18 protein-coding genes are annotated in these 17,957 nt (G+C 61.0%); 5 read left to right on the top strand and 13 right to left on the bottom strand.

All coding sequences use genetic code 11. The features are described 5' to 3' along the window. Window positions 1-34: 34 nt before the first annotated feature. The 11 genes from RVY79_RS01980 to RVY79_RS01930 form a co-directional block, all read right to left on the bottom strand. On the bottom strand, window positions 35-1,009 hold the full coding sequence (locus RVY79_RS01980) for a glycosyl transferase (RefSeq protein WP_317462319.1): 975 nt from the start codon (window positions 1,007-1,009) through the stop codon (window positions 35-37). Continuing rightward, on the bottom strand, window positions 1,006-1,764 hold the full coding sequence (locus RVY79_RS01975; RefSeq protein ID WP_317462318.1) for a glycosyltransferase family 2 protein: 759 nt from the start codon (window positions 1,762-1,764) through the stop codon (window positions 1,006-1,008). Before RVY79_RS01975 ends, RVY79_RS01980 begins: the two co-directional genes overlap by 4 nt. Then, a complete protein-coding gene (locus RVY79_RS01970; RefSeq protein WP_317462317.1) occupies window positions 1,757-3,553 on the bottom strand; it encodes an AMP-binding protein in 1,797 nt (598 codons plus the stop codon). The genes RVY79_RS01975 and RVY79_RS01970 overlap by 8 nt, the downstream gene beginning before the upstream one ends. After that, the gene (locus RVY79_RS01965; RefSeq protein WP_317462316.1) at window positions 3,543-4,118 is read right to left on the bottom strand and encodes a hypothetical protein; all 576 of its coding nucleotides are present in this window, start codon (window positions 4,116-4,118) and stop codon (window positions 3,543-3,545) included. Before RVY79_RS01965 ends, RVY79_RS01970 begins: the two co-directional genes overlap by 11 nt. Window positions 4,119-4,126: 8 nt before the next feature. Further along, window positions 4,127-4,390: a phosphopantetheine-binding protein gene (locus RVY79_RS01960; protein WP_246899936.1), complete on the bottom strand. Its 264-nt coding sequence runs from the start codon at window positions 4,388-4,390 to the stop codon at window positions 4,127-4,129. Between the two features lie 140 nt (window positions 4,391-4,530). Then, window positions 4,531-5,238 carry a beta-ketoacyl synthase chain length factor gene (locus RVY79_RS01955; protein ID WP_317462315.1) on the bottom strand — a complete coding sequence of 236 codons (708 nt, stop codon included), beginning with the start codon at window positions 5,236-5,238 and terminating at the stop codon, window positions 4,531-4,533. A 433-nt stretch (window positions 5,239-5,671) separates the two neighbouring features. Next, window positions 5,672-5,992, bottom strand: a complete 321-nt coding sequence (locus tag RVY79_RS01950; protein ID WP_317462314.1) for a YnfA family protein — start codon at window positions 5,990-5,992, stop codon at window positions 5,672-5,674. Continuing rightward, window positions 5,986-7,512: an ABC transporter permease gene (locus RVY79_RS01945; protein WP_317462313.1), complete on the bottom strand. Its 1,527-nt coding sequence runs from the start codon at window positions 7,510-7,512 to the stop codon at window positions 5,986-5,988. Before RVY79_RS01945 ends, RVY79_RS01950 begins: the two co-directional genes overlap by 7 nt. Further along, window positions 7,509-8,207 (bottom strand): ATP-binding cassette domain-containing protein, encoded by a 699-nt coding sequence (locus RVY79_RS01940; RefSeq protein WP_317462312.1) that lies wholly within the window; start codon window positions 8,205-8,207, stop codon window positions 7,509-7,511. Before RVY79_RS01940 ends, RVY79_RS01945 begins: the two co-directional genes overlap by 4 nt. After that, entirely contained in the window at window positions 8,204-9,055 is an 852-nt protein-coding gene (locus RVY79_RS01935) for a putative selenate ABC transporter substrate-binding protein (RefSeq protein ID WP_317462311.1), read from the bottom strand. The genes RVY79_RS01940 and RVY79_RS01935 overlap by 4 nt, the downstream gene beginning before the upstream one ends. A gap of 93 nt (window positions 9,056-9,148) precedes the next feature. Next, window positions 9,149-10,009, bottom strand: coding sequence for a MurR/RpiR family transcriptional regulator (locus RVY79_RS01930; RefSeq protein ID WP_317462310.1), 861 nt, complete (start codon window positions 10,007-10,009; stop codon window positions 9,149-9,151). A gap of 259 nt (window positions 10,010-10,268) precedes the next feature. Here RVY79_RS01930 and zwf point away from each other — a divergent pair, with 259 nt between their 5' ends. The 3 genes from zwf to RVY79_RS01915 are packed head-to-tail and all read left to right on the top strand — an operon-like array spanning window position 10,269 to window position 13,132. Then, on the top strand, window positions 10,269-11,744 hold the full coding sequence (gene zwf / locus RVY79_RS01925; RefSeq protein WP_317462309.1) for a glucose-6-phosphate dehydrogenase: 1,476 nt from the start codon (window positions 10,269-10,271) through the stop codon (window positions 11,742-11,744). Window positions 11,745-11,762: 18 nt separating this feature from the next. After that, window positions 11,763-12,437 carry a 6-phosphogluconolactonase gene (gene pgl / locus RVY79_RS01920; RefSeq protein ID WP_317462308.1) on the top strand — a complete coding sequence of 225 codons (675 nt, stop codon included), beginning with the start codon at window positions 11,763-11,765 and terminating at the stop codon, window positions 12,435-12,437. A 32-nt stretch (window positions 12,438-12,469) separates the two neighbouring features. Continuing rightward, window positions 12,470-13,132, top strand: a complete 663-nt coding sequence (locus RVY79_RS01915) for a bifunctional 4-hydroxy-2-oxoglutarate aldolase/2-dehydro-3-deoxy-phosphogluconate aldolase (RefSeq protein ID WP_317462307.1) — start codon at window positions 12,470-12,472, stop codon at window positions 13,130-13,132. 109 nt (window positions 13,133-13,241) lie between these two features. Here the strand turns inward: RVY79_RS01915 and RVY79_RS01910 are convergent, their stop codons facing one another. After that, window positions 13,242-14,648 (bottom strand): mannose-1-phosphate guanylyltransferase/mannose-6-phosphate isomerase, encoded by a 1,407-nt coding sequence (locus RVY79_RS01910; protein ID WP_317462306.1) that lies wholly within the window; start codon window positions 14,646-14,648, stop codon window positions 13,242-13,244. Window positions 14,649-14,854: 206 nt separating this feature from the next. On the opposite strand from RVY79_RS01910, the gene RVY79_RS01905 reads away from it, so the two are divergent. Beyond that, window positions 14,855-15,259, top strand: coding sequence for a DUF6165 family protein (locus RVY79_RS01905; protein WP_317462305.1), 405 nt, complete (start codon window positions 14,855-14,857; stop codon window positions 15,257-15,259). Window positions 15,260-15,267: 8 nt separating this feature from the next. Here the strand turns inward: RVY79_RS01905 and RVY79_RS01900 are convergent, their stop codons facing one another. Beyond that, window positions 15,268-16,332 (bottom strand): glycosyltransferase family 9 protein, encoded by a 1,065-nt coding sequence (locus RVY79_RS01900; RefSeq protein ID WP_317462304.1) that lies wholly within the window; start codon window positions 16,330-16,332, stop codon window positions 15,268-15,270. 278 nt (window positions 16,333-16,610) lie between these two features. On the opposite strand from RVY79_RS01900, the gene ugpB reads away from it, so the two are divergent. After that, window positions 16,611-17,927 carry a sn-glycerol-3-phosphate ABC transporter substrate-binding protein UgpB gene (gene ugpB, locus RVY79_RS01895; protein ID WP_317462303.1) on the top strand — a complete coding sequence of 439 codons (1,317 nt, stop codon included), beginning with the start codon at window positions 16,611-16,613 and terminating at the stop codon, window positions 17,925-17,927. Window positions 17,928-17,957: the final 30 nt, after the last annotated feature.

Raw genomic sequence — 17,957 nt, 5'->3', positions numbered from 1 at the left:
TCTCCCGTGTCGAGATGACACGCGGCGACGAAACTCAGCCGTCGTCACGTGTGTGCGTTGTCGAAGAAGCCCAGAAGGGAAAGAAGTTGAACCATTGCAGGGGCTGACGCTGGCATTGCTCGGTCAGCCATTGTACGTAACGTCGCATGGCTTGTTCGCGCCAGGCATCGCGCTCGGCGCGCTTGACGTGGGTGGTGTCGTCGAAGTCATTGAATTCCACTCGGTAACCCTCGGCATCGCGAAGGCAGGCGACCGTATACAAGGGGCAACGCAGTAACGCCGCGAGATGGAAGGGGCCTTCCGGAAAGTGGGCGGGCGTCCCCAGGAAATCTAGCGTCCGGGTACGGCCGCCGTCGTTAATCGGTACACGGTCGGCGGCGATCATTACGAAGCGTCCCTGCTGGATGCGTTCGGCAAGCAGCATGGCGGTGGCCGGCGTGATCTCGCTGACCTCGATGATCTCCGGCGCGCGGCGCAGGCTGCTGCGAGCCAGCAGTTCGTTGAACTTGCTGGCGTTGCGGGTGTGCATGATCTGCACCACGTGGAAGTCGTCGCGGCGTTCCTGCATGGCGCTGCAGATTTCCAGGTTGCCGACGTGCGAGACCAGTACCAGGCCGCCGCGTCCGCTGCGGATGGCGGCGTCGAGGCGGGCACGGTCCTCGCCGTCGACCCGCGCCTCCAGAGTACGCCCGCTCCAGGCATCGATCTTGTCCATCAGCATGCCGCCGAAGACCAGGAAATGGCGCAGGCTCAGCCAGTGTACGCAGCGCGGCGCACGCCCGGCATACAGCGGCCAGATGCGCTTGAGATAATCCTGCGACGCCTGGCGGGGAATGTGGCGTATCGCGTAGTAGTAAAGGATGACCGGCACCAGCATGAGCCGAAAAGGCCAGCGTCCCAGGTGGCGGCGAATCCAGATCATCAGGCGCATGCCGGCCAGCGTGCCGGACTCCTGAACGCGCGACCAATGGTGTGTGTCGCGTTGCGTGTCATCGTCGCCGGGGGTCATCCGTTGCTCCTGGTCATTCGTGCGTTGCGACGCAGCAAGCGTGGCAGCCGCCACAGCATGCCGACGAACAGCCGCAAATGCATGGTCGTGAGTTGGCGGTTGTCGCGCCACATGGCGAAATGCGAGACGCCGTCCAGCGGATACATCACCCGTACCGGCAGATTCTCGACCCGGTGCCCTGCCCATATCCAGCGCACCGGCAGTTCAGTGTCGAACTGCATGCGATCCCCGCAGGGGTGTCGCGCGACCAGACGATTGACTGCCGCTACTGGGTATAATTTGACGCCGCACATCGTGTCGCGTAGCGCGAAGGACAACGTGTTCAACCACACCAGTGAATGGGTGAGGTAACGAGCGTAAAAGCGGTGGCGTGGCACGCTGGCATCGAAACGTGGATAGCCGATGCGCAGCGTCGTGTCGTCGGCGTCGAGGCCGGCGAGAAACGGCGGTAGATCGTCGGCGTCGTGCTGGCCGTCGGCATCGACCTGCAGGGCGTGCGTGAAGCCCAGTCGCTGTGCCTCGCCCAGGCCGGCCCTGACCGCTGCCCCCTTGCCCTGGTTGTAAGGCAGTTTGAGCAGGTGTGTGTGCGGCGTCTCGGCGAGCCGCTCGAGAACGGCGGCACAGGCGAGTTCGCAGCCGTCGTCGACGAGTAGCAGAGGCACGTCCAGACGGCGTAGCGCCTGACAGGTGCGTTCCACCGCGTCGGCGTGGTTATAGACCGGAATGATGACACAGGCGCGGGCATCTTCACGCATGGCGGGTGCCCTCTGGCGGGGTCAGTAACAGTGTGCCGGTGCCGTGGGTGCCGCGCTGGCTGGTGAACGTGAAGCGTAGTCGGATCGTCATGGCGTCTTTATGAGCATCGTCATGAGCGGTTGCGTGCGAGCTGTTTTGCGTGGCGTCGAGCGTCAGGGTGACGCGCTCCCCTGGCAGCAGCAGCAAGGGAAACTTGATGCGGGTCATGTCGCGGCACACGCCGTGCAGGCCGAGACTGTCGCGCGCGGCGTGCAGCGCCCAGCGCACCATGACCACGCCCGGCACTACCGGCTGCGTGGCGAAATGGCCTTCGACATAGGCGAGACGCTCGGGGACTTCCAGGGTCAGACGTGCGCTTTGCGGGCCGTCCAGCGTTTCGCCCAGCCAGCGTGGGGTACGGGGATCGTCGAGATCCGCGAACAGGCGTGACAGGCACGCAGCACCGAGCTTGCCCTGAGCATCACGAGGCCAGGTCTCGACGAAGCGCCAGTAGCGCGGCAGTACGGCATTCTCGAAGCGTGGCGCCAGTGCGGTGCGCAGCGCCTGGATCAGCCGGCGTCGTGCGTCATGGTCGTGCGGCACGGCTTCGGGGGCGAGCTCGACGATGGCGCCCAGGCGGCCATCGCGCCTCGGCAGCGGCATGCAATGCGCTCGGCGAACGTCCGGCAGTTCGCCGAGAGCGCGGTCGAAAGCGGTGAGCGAGACACGCTTACCGCCGACCTTGGCGATACGGTCGCTGCGGCCGAGCAGTTGAAAGCGGGTGTCCTCGACGACCACGCGATCGGCCTGCGGGGTCCAGGTCGTTGGGTCGGCCAGCCACGGCGTGCGTAGCCACAATTGGTGCTCGCTATCGGCACTTATCTCGACGCCGGGAAGCGGTGTCCATCTGGGGTCATGTTGCTGGATGCGCCAGGCGATGCCGCCGGTTTCGGAGCTGCCATAGACTTCGCGTACCTCGGTGCCGAGCAGGCGCCGGGCATGCGCGGCGGCGTCGCGCGGCAGGGGGGCGCCGGAAGAGTGAATACGCGCCAGAATGCCCTCGACCGCCGGCCAGTCGAGTGTCTCGGGGAGTCGTTCGAGGGGCGGCGGGGCGCTGATCAGCACCGCCTCGCGCCGGGTTTGCGCATGCCAGCGCGCCAACCACTGGTGCAGGGTTTCGGGATAGCGGCATACCTCACTGGCGAACGGGCTGCGTTCGCACAACGGGCGCAGCACGCCGAACAACAGCCCGTAGATATGCTGATGACTCACCTGGCTCAGTGTCAGTCGCGAGGCGAGCGGCCATAGGGCGGCATGCATGGCCAGTTCGGCGTCGAGCTGGGCGAAGGTCTTGTCGAGGCGCTGCGGTGCGCCGGTAGAGCCGGATGTATAGAGGCTCACGGCGATGCGCTCCGCTTCGAGCGTGCCCCAGCGCGGCGTGCGTGGGGAGGCGCTCGGCGTCAGGCCGCCGGGGGTATCTCCCAGGCGAGTGGCACCTAATTCATCGAGGGCCTCGAGTGTCGCGGGACGCGTGTCGGCCGGCAGAATGACATGATCGCCGCGTTCCCAGGCGGCGATCAACGCACAGCCGAACCGGTAAGGGGCGTGTGTACTCAGTATCCAGCTGCAGGGGGATCCCGCATGTGCGTCCAGCGCCGCCTGCCAGGCGCCGATGTCGGCCTGGAATGTCTCCAGCGTTCGCCAGGGCGTCTCGCTGTGTGCTTCGGTTTGCCAGGCCACGGCGCGTGCCGGGTCGCGTTCGCGCCAGGGGGCATCCAGCAGCGGGCCGTGCACTGTGTCATTCATCATCGGGCGTTTTCCTCACCTGGCGGCGGATCAACCATTCGCCGCCGAACATCATCGCCAGCAATGCATAGACGATGCCCCCGTTGTAGAGCGTCCATGTGGCCAGGTCGGCGTAGAATGCGGTCCATAGTGCGATGCTGCCATTGATGGCGAAAAACACGCACCAAGCCTGCGTCACGCGCCGCGTGTAGCGAACGCCGCGTGGCCCGAGGTTTGGTTCGCGGCGCCGCGCAAAGCGTTCTATTGCGCTGGGCGGGCGCGCCAGGCTGTACGCGAAGGCGGCTAGCATTGCGGTATTGAGGAGCACTGGCCAGGCGCGCACGCCGAGTTCGGCGCGGCCGGCGGCGAGCATGGCCACGCCGGCGATCAGCAACCCCCAGCCCCACCCCCGGCGCGCGGCCGGTAGACGCCACCAAGCCAGGGCGACGAGGGCGAGCAGCAGTGGCCAGGCGCCGAGGCGCGGCAGCAAGGCGTGCACGGCCAGCGGCCATCCCAAGGCCAGGATAGCGAGTAGCAGGTTGCACAGGGCCGAGCGCGGTGCGGCCGCCGACGGGGTACGGGAACTCATGCTGGGCTCTACGCGGTACGACGTTCCTCGACCAGCGCGGCGAGCGTGCGCAGGTTGCGGAAGTGGTGGCGTGTTTCGTCACTATCGGCTTCCAGCTTGATGCCGTAGCGCTTCTGCAGAGCGAGCCCCAGTTCCAGGGCGTCGATGGAGTCCAGGCCGAGGCCTTCGACGAACAGCGGCTCGTCGGGATCGATATCCTCCGGCGTGACGTCCTCGAGTTCGAGGGTATCGATGATCAGATGCTTGAGCTCTTGTTCCAATTCGCTCGTCATGGGCGACTCCATTCTCGTCGATGCAGCATAAGGCGTATGTCGTGTGCGTAAACGTTGCCGACGGCGGACATTATACCGACTGGCCTATGATACAAGGTGTAAGCGGGTATAGGGCAGGACGTCGATTTTTCAGACAAAGCTTAGTCGGCACGTACCAACGACCATGCCTGGCGTGGCCGGTAGCAATAGAGTTCGTCGCGTGTACCGCATAGCCAGTCGATGAGCTCGCTGGGCTGAGGGCTATCCTCGGTGGTGGCGTCGCTGGCCAGAGGGCGCGATGTCAGTGCCCAGGCGTCTTGCGCCGGAGCCAACGACAAGCGCAGTGCCACGGCGGCGGTGTCGATCGGGGTCGTGAAGTGCGCAGCGAAGCGCGCGGGGATTGCTTGCTCGGCGAAGGCAACGATCACGGCCGGCTCGCCTTGTGCCAGATATCCCCGGGCTTCGACGAGCAGCGCGGCGAACTCGTCGCCCGAGGCGGCGATAGCCTGCTGGGTACGGTGGTTGCCGCGTCCGATCGAATACACACCGGGAATGGCGTTATGCACCGAGAGGCCGAAGCGTGCCGGCGACAATGGCGCTTCCTCGGCCAGGGCATTGAGCATTTCCAGGGTGCGTTCGCCATCGCCGTGGCGGGAGGCATACAGCAGGGGACAGTCGGCGTCGACATCGAGCTCGGCCAGCATGTCGCAGAGTGCGCGACCGATGCCGGTCAAACGGCGTCGCAACATGGCGGGCACATGGCCGCCGGCGGGTTTTTCCACGACGCTGAGGCGGGGCTGCGACGCATCGCGGCGGCCGGGCTGCCAGGCGCGCCAGTCATGCACGTACATCATGGCCGGTGTCGTCATGCAGACGTTTTCCCTTTCGTCGGCGAATGCCGCGGGCTTGAACCGTGGGGTGAGTGACAACGTATATGGACGCTTACCCTACCCGAGTCGTGGCATGATGGCTACTGTCTCGGGGCGCCGACAGCGGGGTTGTGAGGCGATGATGGGTCGCAAAAAATGACCGCCCTGGCGGGCGGTCCGGCCTGAGGCCAAACCCGCATGTGCGGGTGCAGGGAAACGGCGCTTGGCGCTGTTGTGCAATGCGCGTGAGTGTATGTGCTTTCAGGTGCCAGCCTATGTCAGCGCCGCATGAGTGGCTGTCAGTCATGGCGGCGAAAGACGTAGGCAATGCTTGCCGGGTAGTGCAAGCGACTGGCCATGCACGAGGTGGTCTTCAGGAAGCACGGGGTGAACGTTGGCGCCCGTCCTTGCGTTCGGCGTCAGGGATGTTTTCTTATCGCCACCCGCTGGCAATCACGCCCATGCCGGCAAGCGCGAGACCGGCGCCGATCCAGTCGGTGGGTTGCAGGGATTCGCCATCGACCGCCCATAGCCAGCCCAAGGCACAGACCACGTAGACGCCCCCGTAAGCCGCATAGATACGTCCGCTGGCGGCGGGGTGCAGCGTTAAAAGCCAGGCAAATAGCGCAAGGCTGGCGGCCGCCGGGATCAGCAGCCAGGGCGAGCCTTGCTGGCGGAGCCACAGCCAGGGCAGGTAGCAGCCGACGATTTCTGCCAGGGCGGTGACGATGAACAGCAGTGTCGTGATCAGCATGCGGCGTCTCCTGCGGGGCGGTCGTGCTGGCTTGGGGGGGCGGCGAGTTCGCGCGGTCGGTAGCGGCGCGCCAGGGCGTCGACGCCGATGTTGAGCGCGGCGGTGATCAACAGCAGTACGAAGGCTTGATCGAACATCATGTAGGCGAAGCTGGAATCGATATGAAAGCCCAGCGTGGCGATGCCGAGCATCCCTAGTAGCGCGGTCTCGCGAATGATCGTCTCGGCGCGGTAGAACAGCAGCGCCAGCAAGCCACCATAAAGACGCGGGAGTAACTCGTAGGCATAACGGGCAGATGCCGGCAGTGCGTGGCTACCCGGCACGATGGCATCAGCATGCCGCGCTACCAGAAAGGCGATCAGTGCGCCGTTGTGCAACGACAATGCCAGCCAGGCGGGCAACATCGAGGGGCCGAGCATCAACAGGAAGATGAAGGCCAGCATCAATTCCGGCGTCGAGCGCATCAAGATCAATACGCCTTTGCCTGCCATACGGGTGGGGCGGTTGCCGAAATGGCGGCTGGCTAATGGCCACAGCAACAAGGCCACCACCAGGCTGCCGGCAGTACCCATCAGCCCCAGCAGCAGGGTGTTGCCGATGGCGGGCAGTAGATCGGGGATTTCGCCGAACCACTGCCAGAGTTCGCTCCAGTTGCCTTCGAGCAGAGGTTTCGGCCATAGATCGACACTCACGAACCGCCACAGCAGGGCGCCGTCGATGTCCGGCCAGGGCCCGAGCAGGAAAAGACTCCCCAGCGCGATCCACGGCAGAAGGCGGCGGTGTCCCCATAGATGCAGCGAGGCGATCATGAGATAGAACACCCACAGCAAGGCGCCGGCCTCGGGGTAGCGCCCCTCGCGGAAGGCGCTCTCCAGATGGAAACCTAGCGTGGGCAGGCCCACGAAGCCCAGCAGCACGCTCGAGCGCATGGCGCATTCGAAGCGATAGCGGGTGTAGCTCGAGAGCCTTGCCCAGATCATGGGTAGTTCGGCATACACGAAACGCGAGAGGCGTCCCGTGCCCTCGGGCAGGGCGTCGACCGGCGCACGTGGCGTGAGTTCGAGTATCTCGGCGTAGACCTTGGCGAAGATGCCGGCGTAGGGAATCGTCAAGGCGGCGATGGCGGTGACGGCGGAAAGGCCGAAGACCTGCAGCAGGAGTAGCGCCCAGAACAACTCGTGGATGGCGCGCACGAATGCACAACTGCTGCGTATCAGACGCGAGCGCGAGAAGAGCAAGGCCAGCGGAAAGCCCAGCACCACGCCGAGCAGCGTTCCCCACAGTGCAAAGCCGATGGTCAGGGCAATCGCATGGGGCAGTGATTCGGTCGCCAGGATGTCGGGGTGCAGCAAGCCCGCGAGCATGCGTCCTAGCTCGGCCCAAGGGTCGTGGGTGGTGACCGCCAGATCGGCGAATGGCAGCAATATCAGACACAGCGCAATTAGCCCCAGCGAGCGCCGGGCGAGACGCAGGTTGAGTGAGTCTCCGGCAAGCAGGCCAGGTGCGCGCTCAGCACTCATGCCGGCTCCGATTGGGCATCAGATGAGCGTGCGTCGGGGTAGAGCGTGTCAAGATCCGCGAGTGTCAGCTCGCACGCCGGTGCATCGAACATCAGTTGGCCGTCGCGCAGCCCCCACACGCGATCGAAATGCGTCAACGCGAGCTCGCGCTGATGCAGAGCGATCACGCAGGTAGCATGTCGGTGTTGCACCATATGCAGCAGGCGGCGCGCCTGGTGCGGATCGATGCTGGCGACCGGCTCGTCGCCGAGAAATACCTCGCGTGCCTGATAGAGCGCCCGGGCGATGGCCACGCGTTGGCGTTGGCCGCCGGAGAGTTGTGACACGGGACGCTTGAGCAGCCCCTCGAGGCCCAGCTCGCCGCATAGTGCTTGAATATCGTGCCAGGCGTCGCGGCGCGGGCGCGCCAGATTCAGGAGGTTGGCGAGCGCGGAGTGGCGCTCCAGGCGGCCCATGTAGACGTTGTGATAAACCGACAATGGCGGTACCAGGCCATGCTCTTGCGGACACCAGGCCGCGTGGTGCCCGAGGCGCCGGCGCAAGGCGGTCAGCAGGGTCGATTTACCTACCCCGCTAGGGCCGAGCAAGGCCACGCGTTCGCCGGCCCGAAGCCCAAGCGTGAGATCGGCGAGGACGGTATGGTGTGCATGACCCAGCGCCTCGCCGTCGAAGCGGACGAGTTCCTCCACACTCAACGCAGCAGGCCTAGTTTCTCGCCGATGTCTTCGATGGGTTGGTAGTCGTCATTGTCGGCGGGAATGAAGCTCTGACGGGGGAAGCTCTCGAGGAGTGCGGGATCGCTCATGTCGAGCAGTGCCTGGCGCACCTTGGCGGTAAAGCCGTCGCCATAGCGGCCGTCGACGTCGCCACGCACGGTCCATTGATAGTCGGGGTAGGTAGGCGTCTTCCAGATCACGTCGACCTTGTCGGTATCCACGCGGCCATCGGCGACGGCATCCTCCCAGACCTTGAAGTTGACCGCCCCGAGGTCGTATGCACCTGACTCGACAAGCGCGATGGTACGCGAGTGATCGCCGGAGAAGCCGACCCGCGAGAATAGCGACTTGGGCGGCGCCCCGAATTGCTTGCGAATGAAATACTCGGGCATGAGCCGACCGGAGGTGGAGGTCTTGGAACCGAAGGTGAATGTCTTGCCCTGCACGTTCTTGGGCAGGTCATCGCCCTGGGGTTTGATGTCGGCGTCGGTGTTGGCGATGAAATAGGTGCGGAATTCGGCGTCTTCCTTACCTTGGGCAATGGCGCGGGAACCGGGCACTAATCGACGTGCCTGCACGCCGGTCAGCCCGCCGAACCAGGCCAGTTGGACCTGGTCGTTGCGGAAGGCCGAGACGGCGGCGCTATAGGATTTGACCGGTACGTATTCGACCTCTACATCCAGTTGTTTCTCGAGGTAAGCAGCGACCTTGTCGAAGCGTGCCTGGAGTCGCGACTGGTCTGCGTCGGGGATGGCCGTGAAGCGAAATGTCTCCGCCGTGGCGGCAGTGCTGACGAGAATCAACAGACAGGCGACGAACCAGCGCATGGGCATACTCCTTTGAATAGGTACGATTGGGTGAAACGGCGAGACGCTCATTGTTGTGACTGCGCGGCGTGGCGGCAAGCGGTCCCGTGATGCTTACTCGTCGTGGATCGGAAACCGCGTGGCCTGCAGACTGTCCTTGATCTTCTTGAGATGCGGCAGGAAGTCCTCACCGCGACGCAGCGTGACGCCCGTTGCCAGTACATCGATCAAGGCCAGATGGATCATGCGTGAGGTCATCGGCATGTAGACATCGGTATCTTCCGGGGTGATGACCTCGAGGGTTTCGGTACACTCATGGGCGAGCGGCGAGTCGGGCGCGGTGATGCCGAGCACGATGGCGCCATTGTCACGCGCCACACGGGCAATCTCGACCAGCTCTCGAGTGCGCCCGGTGTAGGAGACAATGACAATGACGTCGCCGGTATGGGTGGCGGCGGCGACCATGCGCTGCATCAACACATCTTCGTAGGCGGTGACGGGCAGGTTGAAGCGAAAGAACTTGTGCTGTGCGTCCTGAGCCACGGGCCCCGAGGCGCCGAGGCCGAAGAAACTGATCTGCTTGGCTTGGATCAGATAATCGACGGCACGCTCGACGCGCTGGGCGTCCAGCGTCCTGCGGGCGTCGTCGAGGGCGGCGATGGTGGCACCGAATATCTTGTCGCCATAGCTGGCGGCGGCGTCGTCACGCTCCACGCTGCGGCTGACATAGGGCGTACCGCCGGCTAGGCTTTGGGCCAGCTTGATCTTGAAGTCGGGATAGCCCTTGGCATCGAAATTTCGACAGAAGCGATTGACCGTCGGTTCGCTGACCGCCGCCGCCTGCGCCAGCGTCGCGATGCTCATTCCGGTGGCGGCGGCTGGGTCGTGGAGAATCACGTCGGCCACTTTACGTTCGGAACGATTGAGTTCTTCCAAGCGGGAACGGATACGGGCGATCAGATCGAAGGCTGGCATGCGTAATGAGAGTCTCTGTCTGCCAAGGGTGTCGAAAGGTGGTCAATTAACGACGTTGTCACGTAACCACGTTTTCAAGTAACCACGTTGTGTTAGAAAGGCATCCTAGCGTGGTGACGCATGGTCGCCAAGCCAAGCCGGTCGCGAATGAAGGCAAGCGTGTACCGCCATGGTAGTAAATTTACATAATATATTTGCCCGGGAGCCTTAGAATGGCTTATTTTATAGGTAAATTAACCAGATTTTTGGGGGCCGCGTCATGAGTCGAGATACTACGCCCGATGTCGATCTGGCCCTTTTCGGGGCGCTTGGCGATTTGGCGCTGCGCAAATTGTATCCGGCATTGTACCACTTGGATCGCGAAGGATTGCTTGGCGATACCACGCGGATTCTGGGGCTTGCGCGCCAGGAACACGATGGCGCTAGTTTCCGCGCCAACGTCAAGGAAGCTCTCAACAAACGGCTCAAGCCCAACGAGCTGGAAAAAGCCTGTCTCGATCGGTTCCTGGCACGTCTCGACTACCAGCAACTCGACTTTGCTACCGTCGAGGGATATGACGTCATTCGCGATTGGCATGACGCCACCGAGCGCCCGATGGTCGTGTACCTGGCGGTGCCGGCCAGCATTTACGGCGATATCTGTGCCAATTTGCATGCCAGTGGCAGCCTCGATGACGAGACCCGCGTGGTCGTCGAAAAGCCCATCGGCTACGATCTCGAATCTTCCATTCAGATCAACGATGCCATCGGCGATGTTTTCCCCGAATCGCGCATTTATCGCATGGATCACTATCTGGGCAAGGAAACGGTCCAGAACCTGATCGCGCTGCGCTTTGCGAACCCACTGTTCGGTAATCAGTGGAATCAGAACCAGATTTCGCATGTGGAAATCACCGTCGCCGAGAAGGTGGGCATTGAAGGCCGCTGGGGTTATTTTGACGAGGCGGGGCAGCTGCGCGACATGGTCCAGAACCACTTGTTGCAGCTGCTGTGTCTGATCGCCATGGATCCGCCGTCGAATCTTGACGCCGACGCCATTCGCGATGAGAAGGTCAAGGTGCTCAAGGCGCTCAAGCCCTTGGTAGGTGAAGAGTTGTCGCGCAATGTGGTGCGAGGGCAGTACATCGGTGGCTCCGTGGACGGTGAGAGTGTGCCGGGCTATCTCGACGAGGAAGGCGCCAACACCTCGAGTCATACAGAAACCTTCGTCGCCATGAAGCTCGAAGTCGCCAACTGGCGCTGGGCTGGCGTGCCGTTCTATCTGCGCACCGGTAAACGCATGCCGGAAAAGATGTCGCAGATCGTCATTCACTTTCGCCAGCAGCCCCACTATATCTTTGATCCCGACCAGCGCGGGCTGGCGGCCAACAAGCTGGTCATCCGTCTGCAGCCGGAGGAAGGCATTGCGCTGCAGGTGTTGACCAAGGATAGCGGACTCGACAAGGGCATGCGCCTGCGGCCTGGGCCGCTGCACCTTGATTTTAATCACGCCTTCCCCAAGACGCGGATTCCCGATGCCTACGAGCGCTTGCTGCTCGAAGTGATGAAAGGCCAGCAATACCTGTTCGTGCGTCGCGACGAGGTGGAATACGCCTGGAAGTGGGTGGATCAGTTGATCGCTGGCTGGGAGGCGCGAGACATGCCACCGCGCCGTTATCCGGCCGGCTCCTGGGGCCCGGTGGCGTCGATCGCCATGATTACCCAGGATGGTCGCTCCTGGTACGAAGATTATTGATTTGATAGGCAGCCGATTATGACAAGCATCGAGGAAGGCCGTCGTTACCTTGCCGAGCGCCTTGCGGATACCGTGGCCCAGGCGCTCGAAGCCGACCTGGCCAGTCGCGAACGGGTGCTGCTGGTCGTCTCCGGCGGTTCTACGCCGAAACCGTTCTTCAGCGCCCTGGCCACCAAGGCGCTGCCTTGGTCACGTATCGATGTGACGCTGGCCGATGAGCGTTGGGTGGCCGACGACGATGCCGACAGCAATGCGCGTCTGGTCCGTGAGACATTGCTCGTCGGGCCGGCCGCCGAAGCGCGTTTTCATTCCCTGACCACCGACGACGATACCCCCGAGGCCGGCGCCGAGGCGGTGTCGGCGCGGGTCGCGGCGCTGCCGTGGCCGGCCAGCGTGGTCGTCCTCGGCATGGGGGGCGATGGGCACACGGCCTCGCTGTTTCCCGACAGCGAACAGTTGGCCACGGCACTTGAGACATCCGAGGCGACGGTAGCGGTGCATGCGCCCAGCGTACCGCAGGCGCGGATTACGTTGAGTGCCGCGCGCCTGGCCGATGCCCATCTGCACATTCTGCACGTCACCGGCGAGGACAAACGTCGTGTTCTCGCCAACGCGTTGGGGGGCGATGATGCTCGGCAACTGCCGATTCGCACCTTCCTCTCCCAGCCGATCGCGACGTATTGGGCGCCCTGAGCCCTGCGTTTACGAATATCCGGAGCATCCCCATGACTATCGACAAACAGCTTCCCTCCACTCGCACGACGGAACTCGACAGCATCTGCCAGAAGGTGGAGGTGATTCCGGTGCTGGTGATCGATCGCCTCGAGGATGCCGTGCCCTTGGCGCGCGCTCTGGTCGAGGGCGGGCTCAACGTGCTCGAGATTACCCTGCGCACCGACTGCGCACTGGATGCCATCCGGCGTATGCGTGCCGCGTTGCCGGGCGTGAGCATCGGCGCCGGCACCGTGCTGACGCCTGCCCAGTACCGACTGGCTGAAGAGGCCGGTGTGGACTTCGTGGTCACGCCCGGCACGACCGAGGCGCTGTATCGCTATGGTGTGGAAAGCCCGGTGCCGATGCTGCCTGGGGTGGCCACGGTGTCCGAGTTGATGACCGGCTGGCAGTACGGCTATCGACGCTTCAAGTTCTTCCCGGCGGAAGCCAGCGGCGGCGCCAAGGCGATCAAGTCCATCGGTGGTCCGATTCCGGAGGCGCGTTTCTGCCCCACTGGCGGTATCACCGTGAACAACGCCGACGATTATCTCAGTCTGCCCAACGTGATGTGCGTGGGCGGCTCGTGGCTGACGCCCAACGACCTGGTCGAGGATGAAGACTGGGACGGCATTCGCGAACTGGCGCGCCAGGCCGCCGAGCGCTTTCATCACTAAGACTGCTTGCTACTAAGCAGGCAACCGCTTTTCTCTCGACAGCTGATGCTGTTCTTCCGACCCGCCACTTGGCGGGTCTTTTTTTAATCGGTCGAGCACACCGGTTCTCTCAAGCACGCCCATAGTCATCTTCGAAGCGGACGATATCGTCTTCGCCGAGGTAGCTGCCGGACTGTACCTCGATCAGTTCGAGTGGCTCCGTGCCGGGATTGCGTAGTGCATGAATCTGACCAATGGGGATGTAGGTCGATTCATTTTCGGACACGAAATAGCTCTCATGCCCGTTGGTAACTTCTGCCGTGCCGGAAACCACTATCCAGTGCTCTGCCCGGTGATGGTGCATCTGTACCGAGAGCTTCGCTCCAGGATTCACCGTGATGCGCTTGACTTGGTAACGCTGGCCCTTGTCTATCGATTCGTAGCGCCCCCAGGGCCGGTAGACGTCTCGGTGATTTTCGAATTCGGCCCGTCCTTCGGCCTTGAGACGTTCGGCGATTTTCTTGACGTCTTGGGACTTGCGCCGGTCAGCTACCAAGACGGCGTCTTTGGTCTCGACAATGACTAGATCTTCCAAGCCGATGGCGACCACTAGGCGACTCTCGGCATGCATCAAGGTATTGCGAGTGCCTTCGTGGATGACATCACCATGATAGCTGTTACCCGATTCGCATTTATCGCTTATATCCCATAACGACGACCAGGAACCAAGATCGCTCCAGCGCGCATCCAAGGGCACGATGGCGGCGTGCTGGGTTTTTTCCATCACGGCATAATCGACCGATATATCGGGACATTTGGCGAATTCTTCATCATCCAAACGCGTGAAGTCCAGATCCTTCTTTGTATGGGCCATGGCCTGACGGCACGCATGAAGGATATCGGGATAAAAGCGTTCCAGTTCTTCCAGGTAGCGGCTTGCTCGAAACAGGAACATGCCGCTATTCCATAAATAGTCTCCACTTTTCAAATAAGCGGCTGCCGTGGAGGCATCGGGCTTTTCGACGAATCGCCTGACGCCAAAGCCCGGCCCCAGGGGCGGCCCCTGATGGATATAACCGTACCCGGTTTCAGGAGAGGTCGGCACCACGCCGAACGTGACCAGATAGCCCAGCTCTGCGAGCGACAACGCCTTTTCGATACTGGAATGGAACTGTTCGATATCCTGAATCAGATGGTCGGCAGCCAGCACCAGCAATAAGGGATCATCACCGTCCTGGGTAGCTGCCATTGCAGCTAGCGCAATCGCAGGTGCCGTATTGCGGCCTACCGGCTCAAGCAGGATATGGCTGCTATCCGCGCCGATCTCGCGTAGCTGTTCTGCCACCAGGAAGCGGTGTGCCTCATTACAGATGACGATAGGCGCTTGCTTCTCGAGTCCGTCAAGACGTTCTAGCGTTTGCTGCAGCATGGTAGGTCCGTCGTCAAGCGACAGAAATTGCTTGGGATGCAATTGCCGTGACAACGGCCACAGTCGGGAACCAGTGCCTCCTGCCAGGATTACAGGCAAAAATGACATGTCAGTTTGGTCCTTGTGTCATAGAATATTTCCTTTGTTGATTGCGGGAGGTCGAAAAGGTTCAGGTTGTCAAGGCGGGTCTTTATGAAGTACGTGTATACATGAGGTGTGGCCTGTCTGTTATGCTCAGCCAGCTTCTATGTATTTTTTCATGGTTTATAAATTATTAATTCAATCAATATTCTCACTATCAAGGAGGAGTATCAATGACAGATGCTATCAAGGTGCCGTTGTCGTTTGGCGAAGTCATGGATAAAATTACTATATTGGAAATTAAGTCAGAGCGTATGCACGACGAGGAGAAAATAAGGAATGTGCGCTTTGAACTGGAGGCGCTTAATCGTGTCTGGGAGCATGAGATAAAGGCCTCATCTGATGTCGAAGATTTACGTGCTCAGTTGAAAGTCGTCAACGAAGAGCTTTGGGTCATCGAAGACGATATTCGTGCACAGGAAGCGATGCAGGATTTCGGGGCACGTTTTATCTCCCTGGCTCGATCGGTTTATTTCACTAACGATCGGCGTGCGGCCATCAAGAAGGAGATCAATCGTATCCTGGGGTCGCGTTTCATTGAAGAAAAGTCGTATCAAGATTACACCTCGACTTCCTGACGTTTCTATCAGTGGGCGGCCATGGCGTGTCGTGCGACCCAGCGGTCGAGCATGTCGGTAGCATCGTCGACCGAGATCATGTCCATGGCACCCTCAAATTCTGCTTTCGCTCCCCAGCGGGCTTGTGAAACGGTCTTGCCAGTGAACGTTTGCAATGCGTCTGGATATCGGTCTACACACCATGCAAGGGAGTTGTAGGGGCCGGACCGTTCAGGATTACTGGCAGCATAGAGTCCGAGCACATCGGTGCCCATGGCGTTGGCGATATGGGCGGGCCCGGTATCCGGTGACACTAAAAGATCCGCGCTTTCCAGAAGAGCCGTGAGTTGCTTGAGGGTATCCTGGCCGCAGATGTTCACGGCTTCCTCCTCCATCAGTTCTTCAATCTCGCGACAGATATTCTTTTCAAACTCAGCGGGACTGCCCACGAGAATCACGTTGGCGGCGTGCGTTGCCACGGCGTAGTCGGCCAGTGCGGCATACCGCTGTGATGACCAGTTACGAAGCTTATGGCTTGCACAAGGGCTCACGATCAGATTCATCCGATCTTGCGCAAGATGTTGTCGAGCCAGCGTATAGTCGGCGTCTTGCAGTGGAATGTGCCATTCAGGCGGTGCCGAAGGCAGGCCAAGAGGTTCCAGGAAGCTTGCCAGGCAATCGCGCACATGTTGTTCGGGTTTGGCGGCAATACGCTGATTGATGAAGAGGCCGTGGAGGTCCTTGCTGCGGGCCCTGTCATAACCGATCTTGATGGTTGCCGGAATCAGTGCGGTGGCAAGATTGGCGCGCAAGGATACCTGCATATGCAGAAGTGCATCGAAATGTCTTCCCCGCATGGCACGACGTAAAGCCGTATAGCCTTTGTATCCTGCTTTTTTGTCAAAGGTGATGAACTCTACTCCAGGAAGATCTCCCACTAGCTTGGCTTCCAGCTTGCCGGTCACCCAGGTAATCTCGATACCGGGAACTTTAGCCTGCAAACTTTTAACAACCGGGATGACGTGTGTGACATCACCCAAGGCTGAAAGTCTCATAATGCAAATTGAATTTAGCATATACGCTTCTTCTGTCATGCCATCGAGCCTGATGTCCAGGCTTTTAAGGCGTTATCGTTCCAGGATCGCTGGATCTTTTGATCAGGATACCTGAACAATGACGTGGTAGCAGACATCTGCGAATCGATTTTTCGATACTTACAGTCCAAGTGGTACTTTAAAAATACTTGATGTATGTGGGGCGGCCTTGATTAGACATCGGACTCATAAGGCAGTATCTGTCATCTAATTGAAAGATATCTTGTCTAGCGTGAAGCGAGTAGCTCGACTTCCGTGTACTGGACAAGGAGACTTTCATGCAACGCGCTTTTCAGCTTGCTTCCCTGGGGGCCACGCTGGTGCTAGGGGGCTACGTGGGTAGCGTACAGGCCAATACCGAGATTGATTGGTGGCATGCCATGGGCGGTGCGCTGGGCGACAAGGTCGAGCAAATTGCGGCCGGCTTCAACGCTAGCCAGGATGAATATGTCGTCAATCCAGTCTTCAAGGGTAACTATACCGAAACCATGACCTCGGCGATCGCCGCCTTCCGAGCGGGCAAGGCGCCCGAAATCGTGCAGATCTACGAGGTGGGTACTGCGACCATGATGAGTGCCAAAGGCGCCATCGTGCCGGTTCATGAGTTGATGGCGAATGCCAATGTCGATTTCGACCCGAGCGCCTATTTACCCGCAGTGACGGGATATTATACCGACCCCGAAGGACGCATGCTGTCCATGCCTTTCAACTCCTCCACGCCGGTGACCTATGTCAATCGGGACATTCTGGCCAAGGCCGGCGTCGAAGAGGTGCCCAGGACGTGGCAGGGCCTGGGTGATGCCCTCGAAAAGGTGGTCGATTCCGGCGCCGCAGAATGCGGTCTCACCACTACTTGGCCGTCCTGGGTGATGCTCGAGAATTACTCGGCACGCAACGATATTCCCTTTGCTAGCCAAGCGAACGGGTTTGAAGGACTGGATGCGCGGCTGAAATTCAACCAAACCGCCGTGGTCGATCATATTCAGCGTCTCAAGGAATGGCAGCAAGACGGGCGCTTCGAGTTCGGTGGCCGCAAGGACGAAGCCGCTCCCAAGTTTTATTCTGGCGAGTGCGCCATGATGATGGCTTCCTCCGCCTCCTACGCCGGGGTCAGGGAGAATGCCAGCTTTGATTTCGGTGTCGCACCACTGCCCTATGATGCCGAGGTGATTGATACCCCTAACAACACCATCATCGGTGGGGCCTCTTTGTGGGTGCTTGATGGCGCTAGCGAGGCTCAGGAAAAGGGCATCGCCGAGTTCTTCGAATACCTTTCCTCGCCCGAGGTGCAGGCTGACTGGCACCAGTTCACCGGTTATCTGCCGATCACCGAAGCCGCTGCCGAACTGACTCATGAGCAAGGCTTCTATGCCAAGAATCCAGGTACCGAGGTGGCCATCAATCAGATGACCGGTTCCACCCCTACCGAAAATTCCAAGGGGTTGCGATTGGGTAACATGGTGCAGATCCGCGACGTCATTAATGGGGCGTTGGAAAAGATCTTCGCTGGCGAGGTCGGTGTGCAGGCAGGGCTCGATCAGGCGGTCGAGAAGGGCAATGCCCTGCTGGAAGATTTCCAGAACGCCAACCGCTGACTCGCTTGTGATTGTGGCCCGTCACCGGTA

The organism is Chromohalobacter sp. HP20-39 (genome assembly GCF_033052815.1).
Classification (GTDB): domain Bacteria; phylum Pseudomonadota; class Gammaproteobacteria; order Pseudomonadales; family Halomonadaceae; genus Chromohalobacter.
Note: the sequence above shows the minus strand (reverse complement) of the source record. Positions and strands in the feature narration are given on the sequence as shown.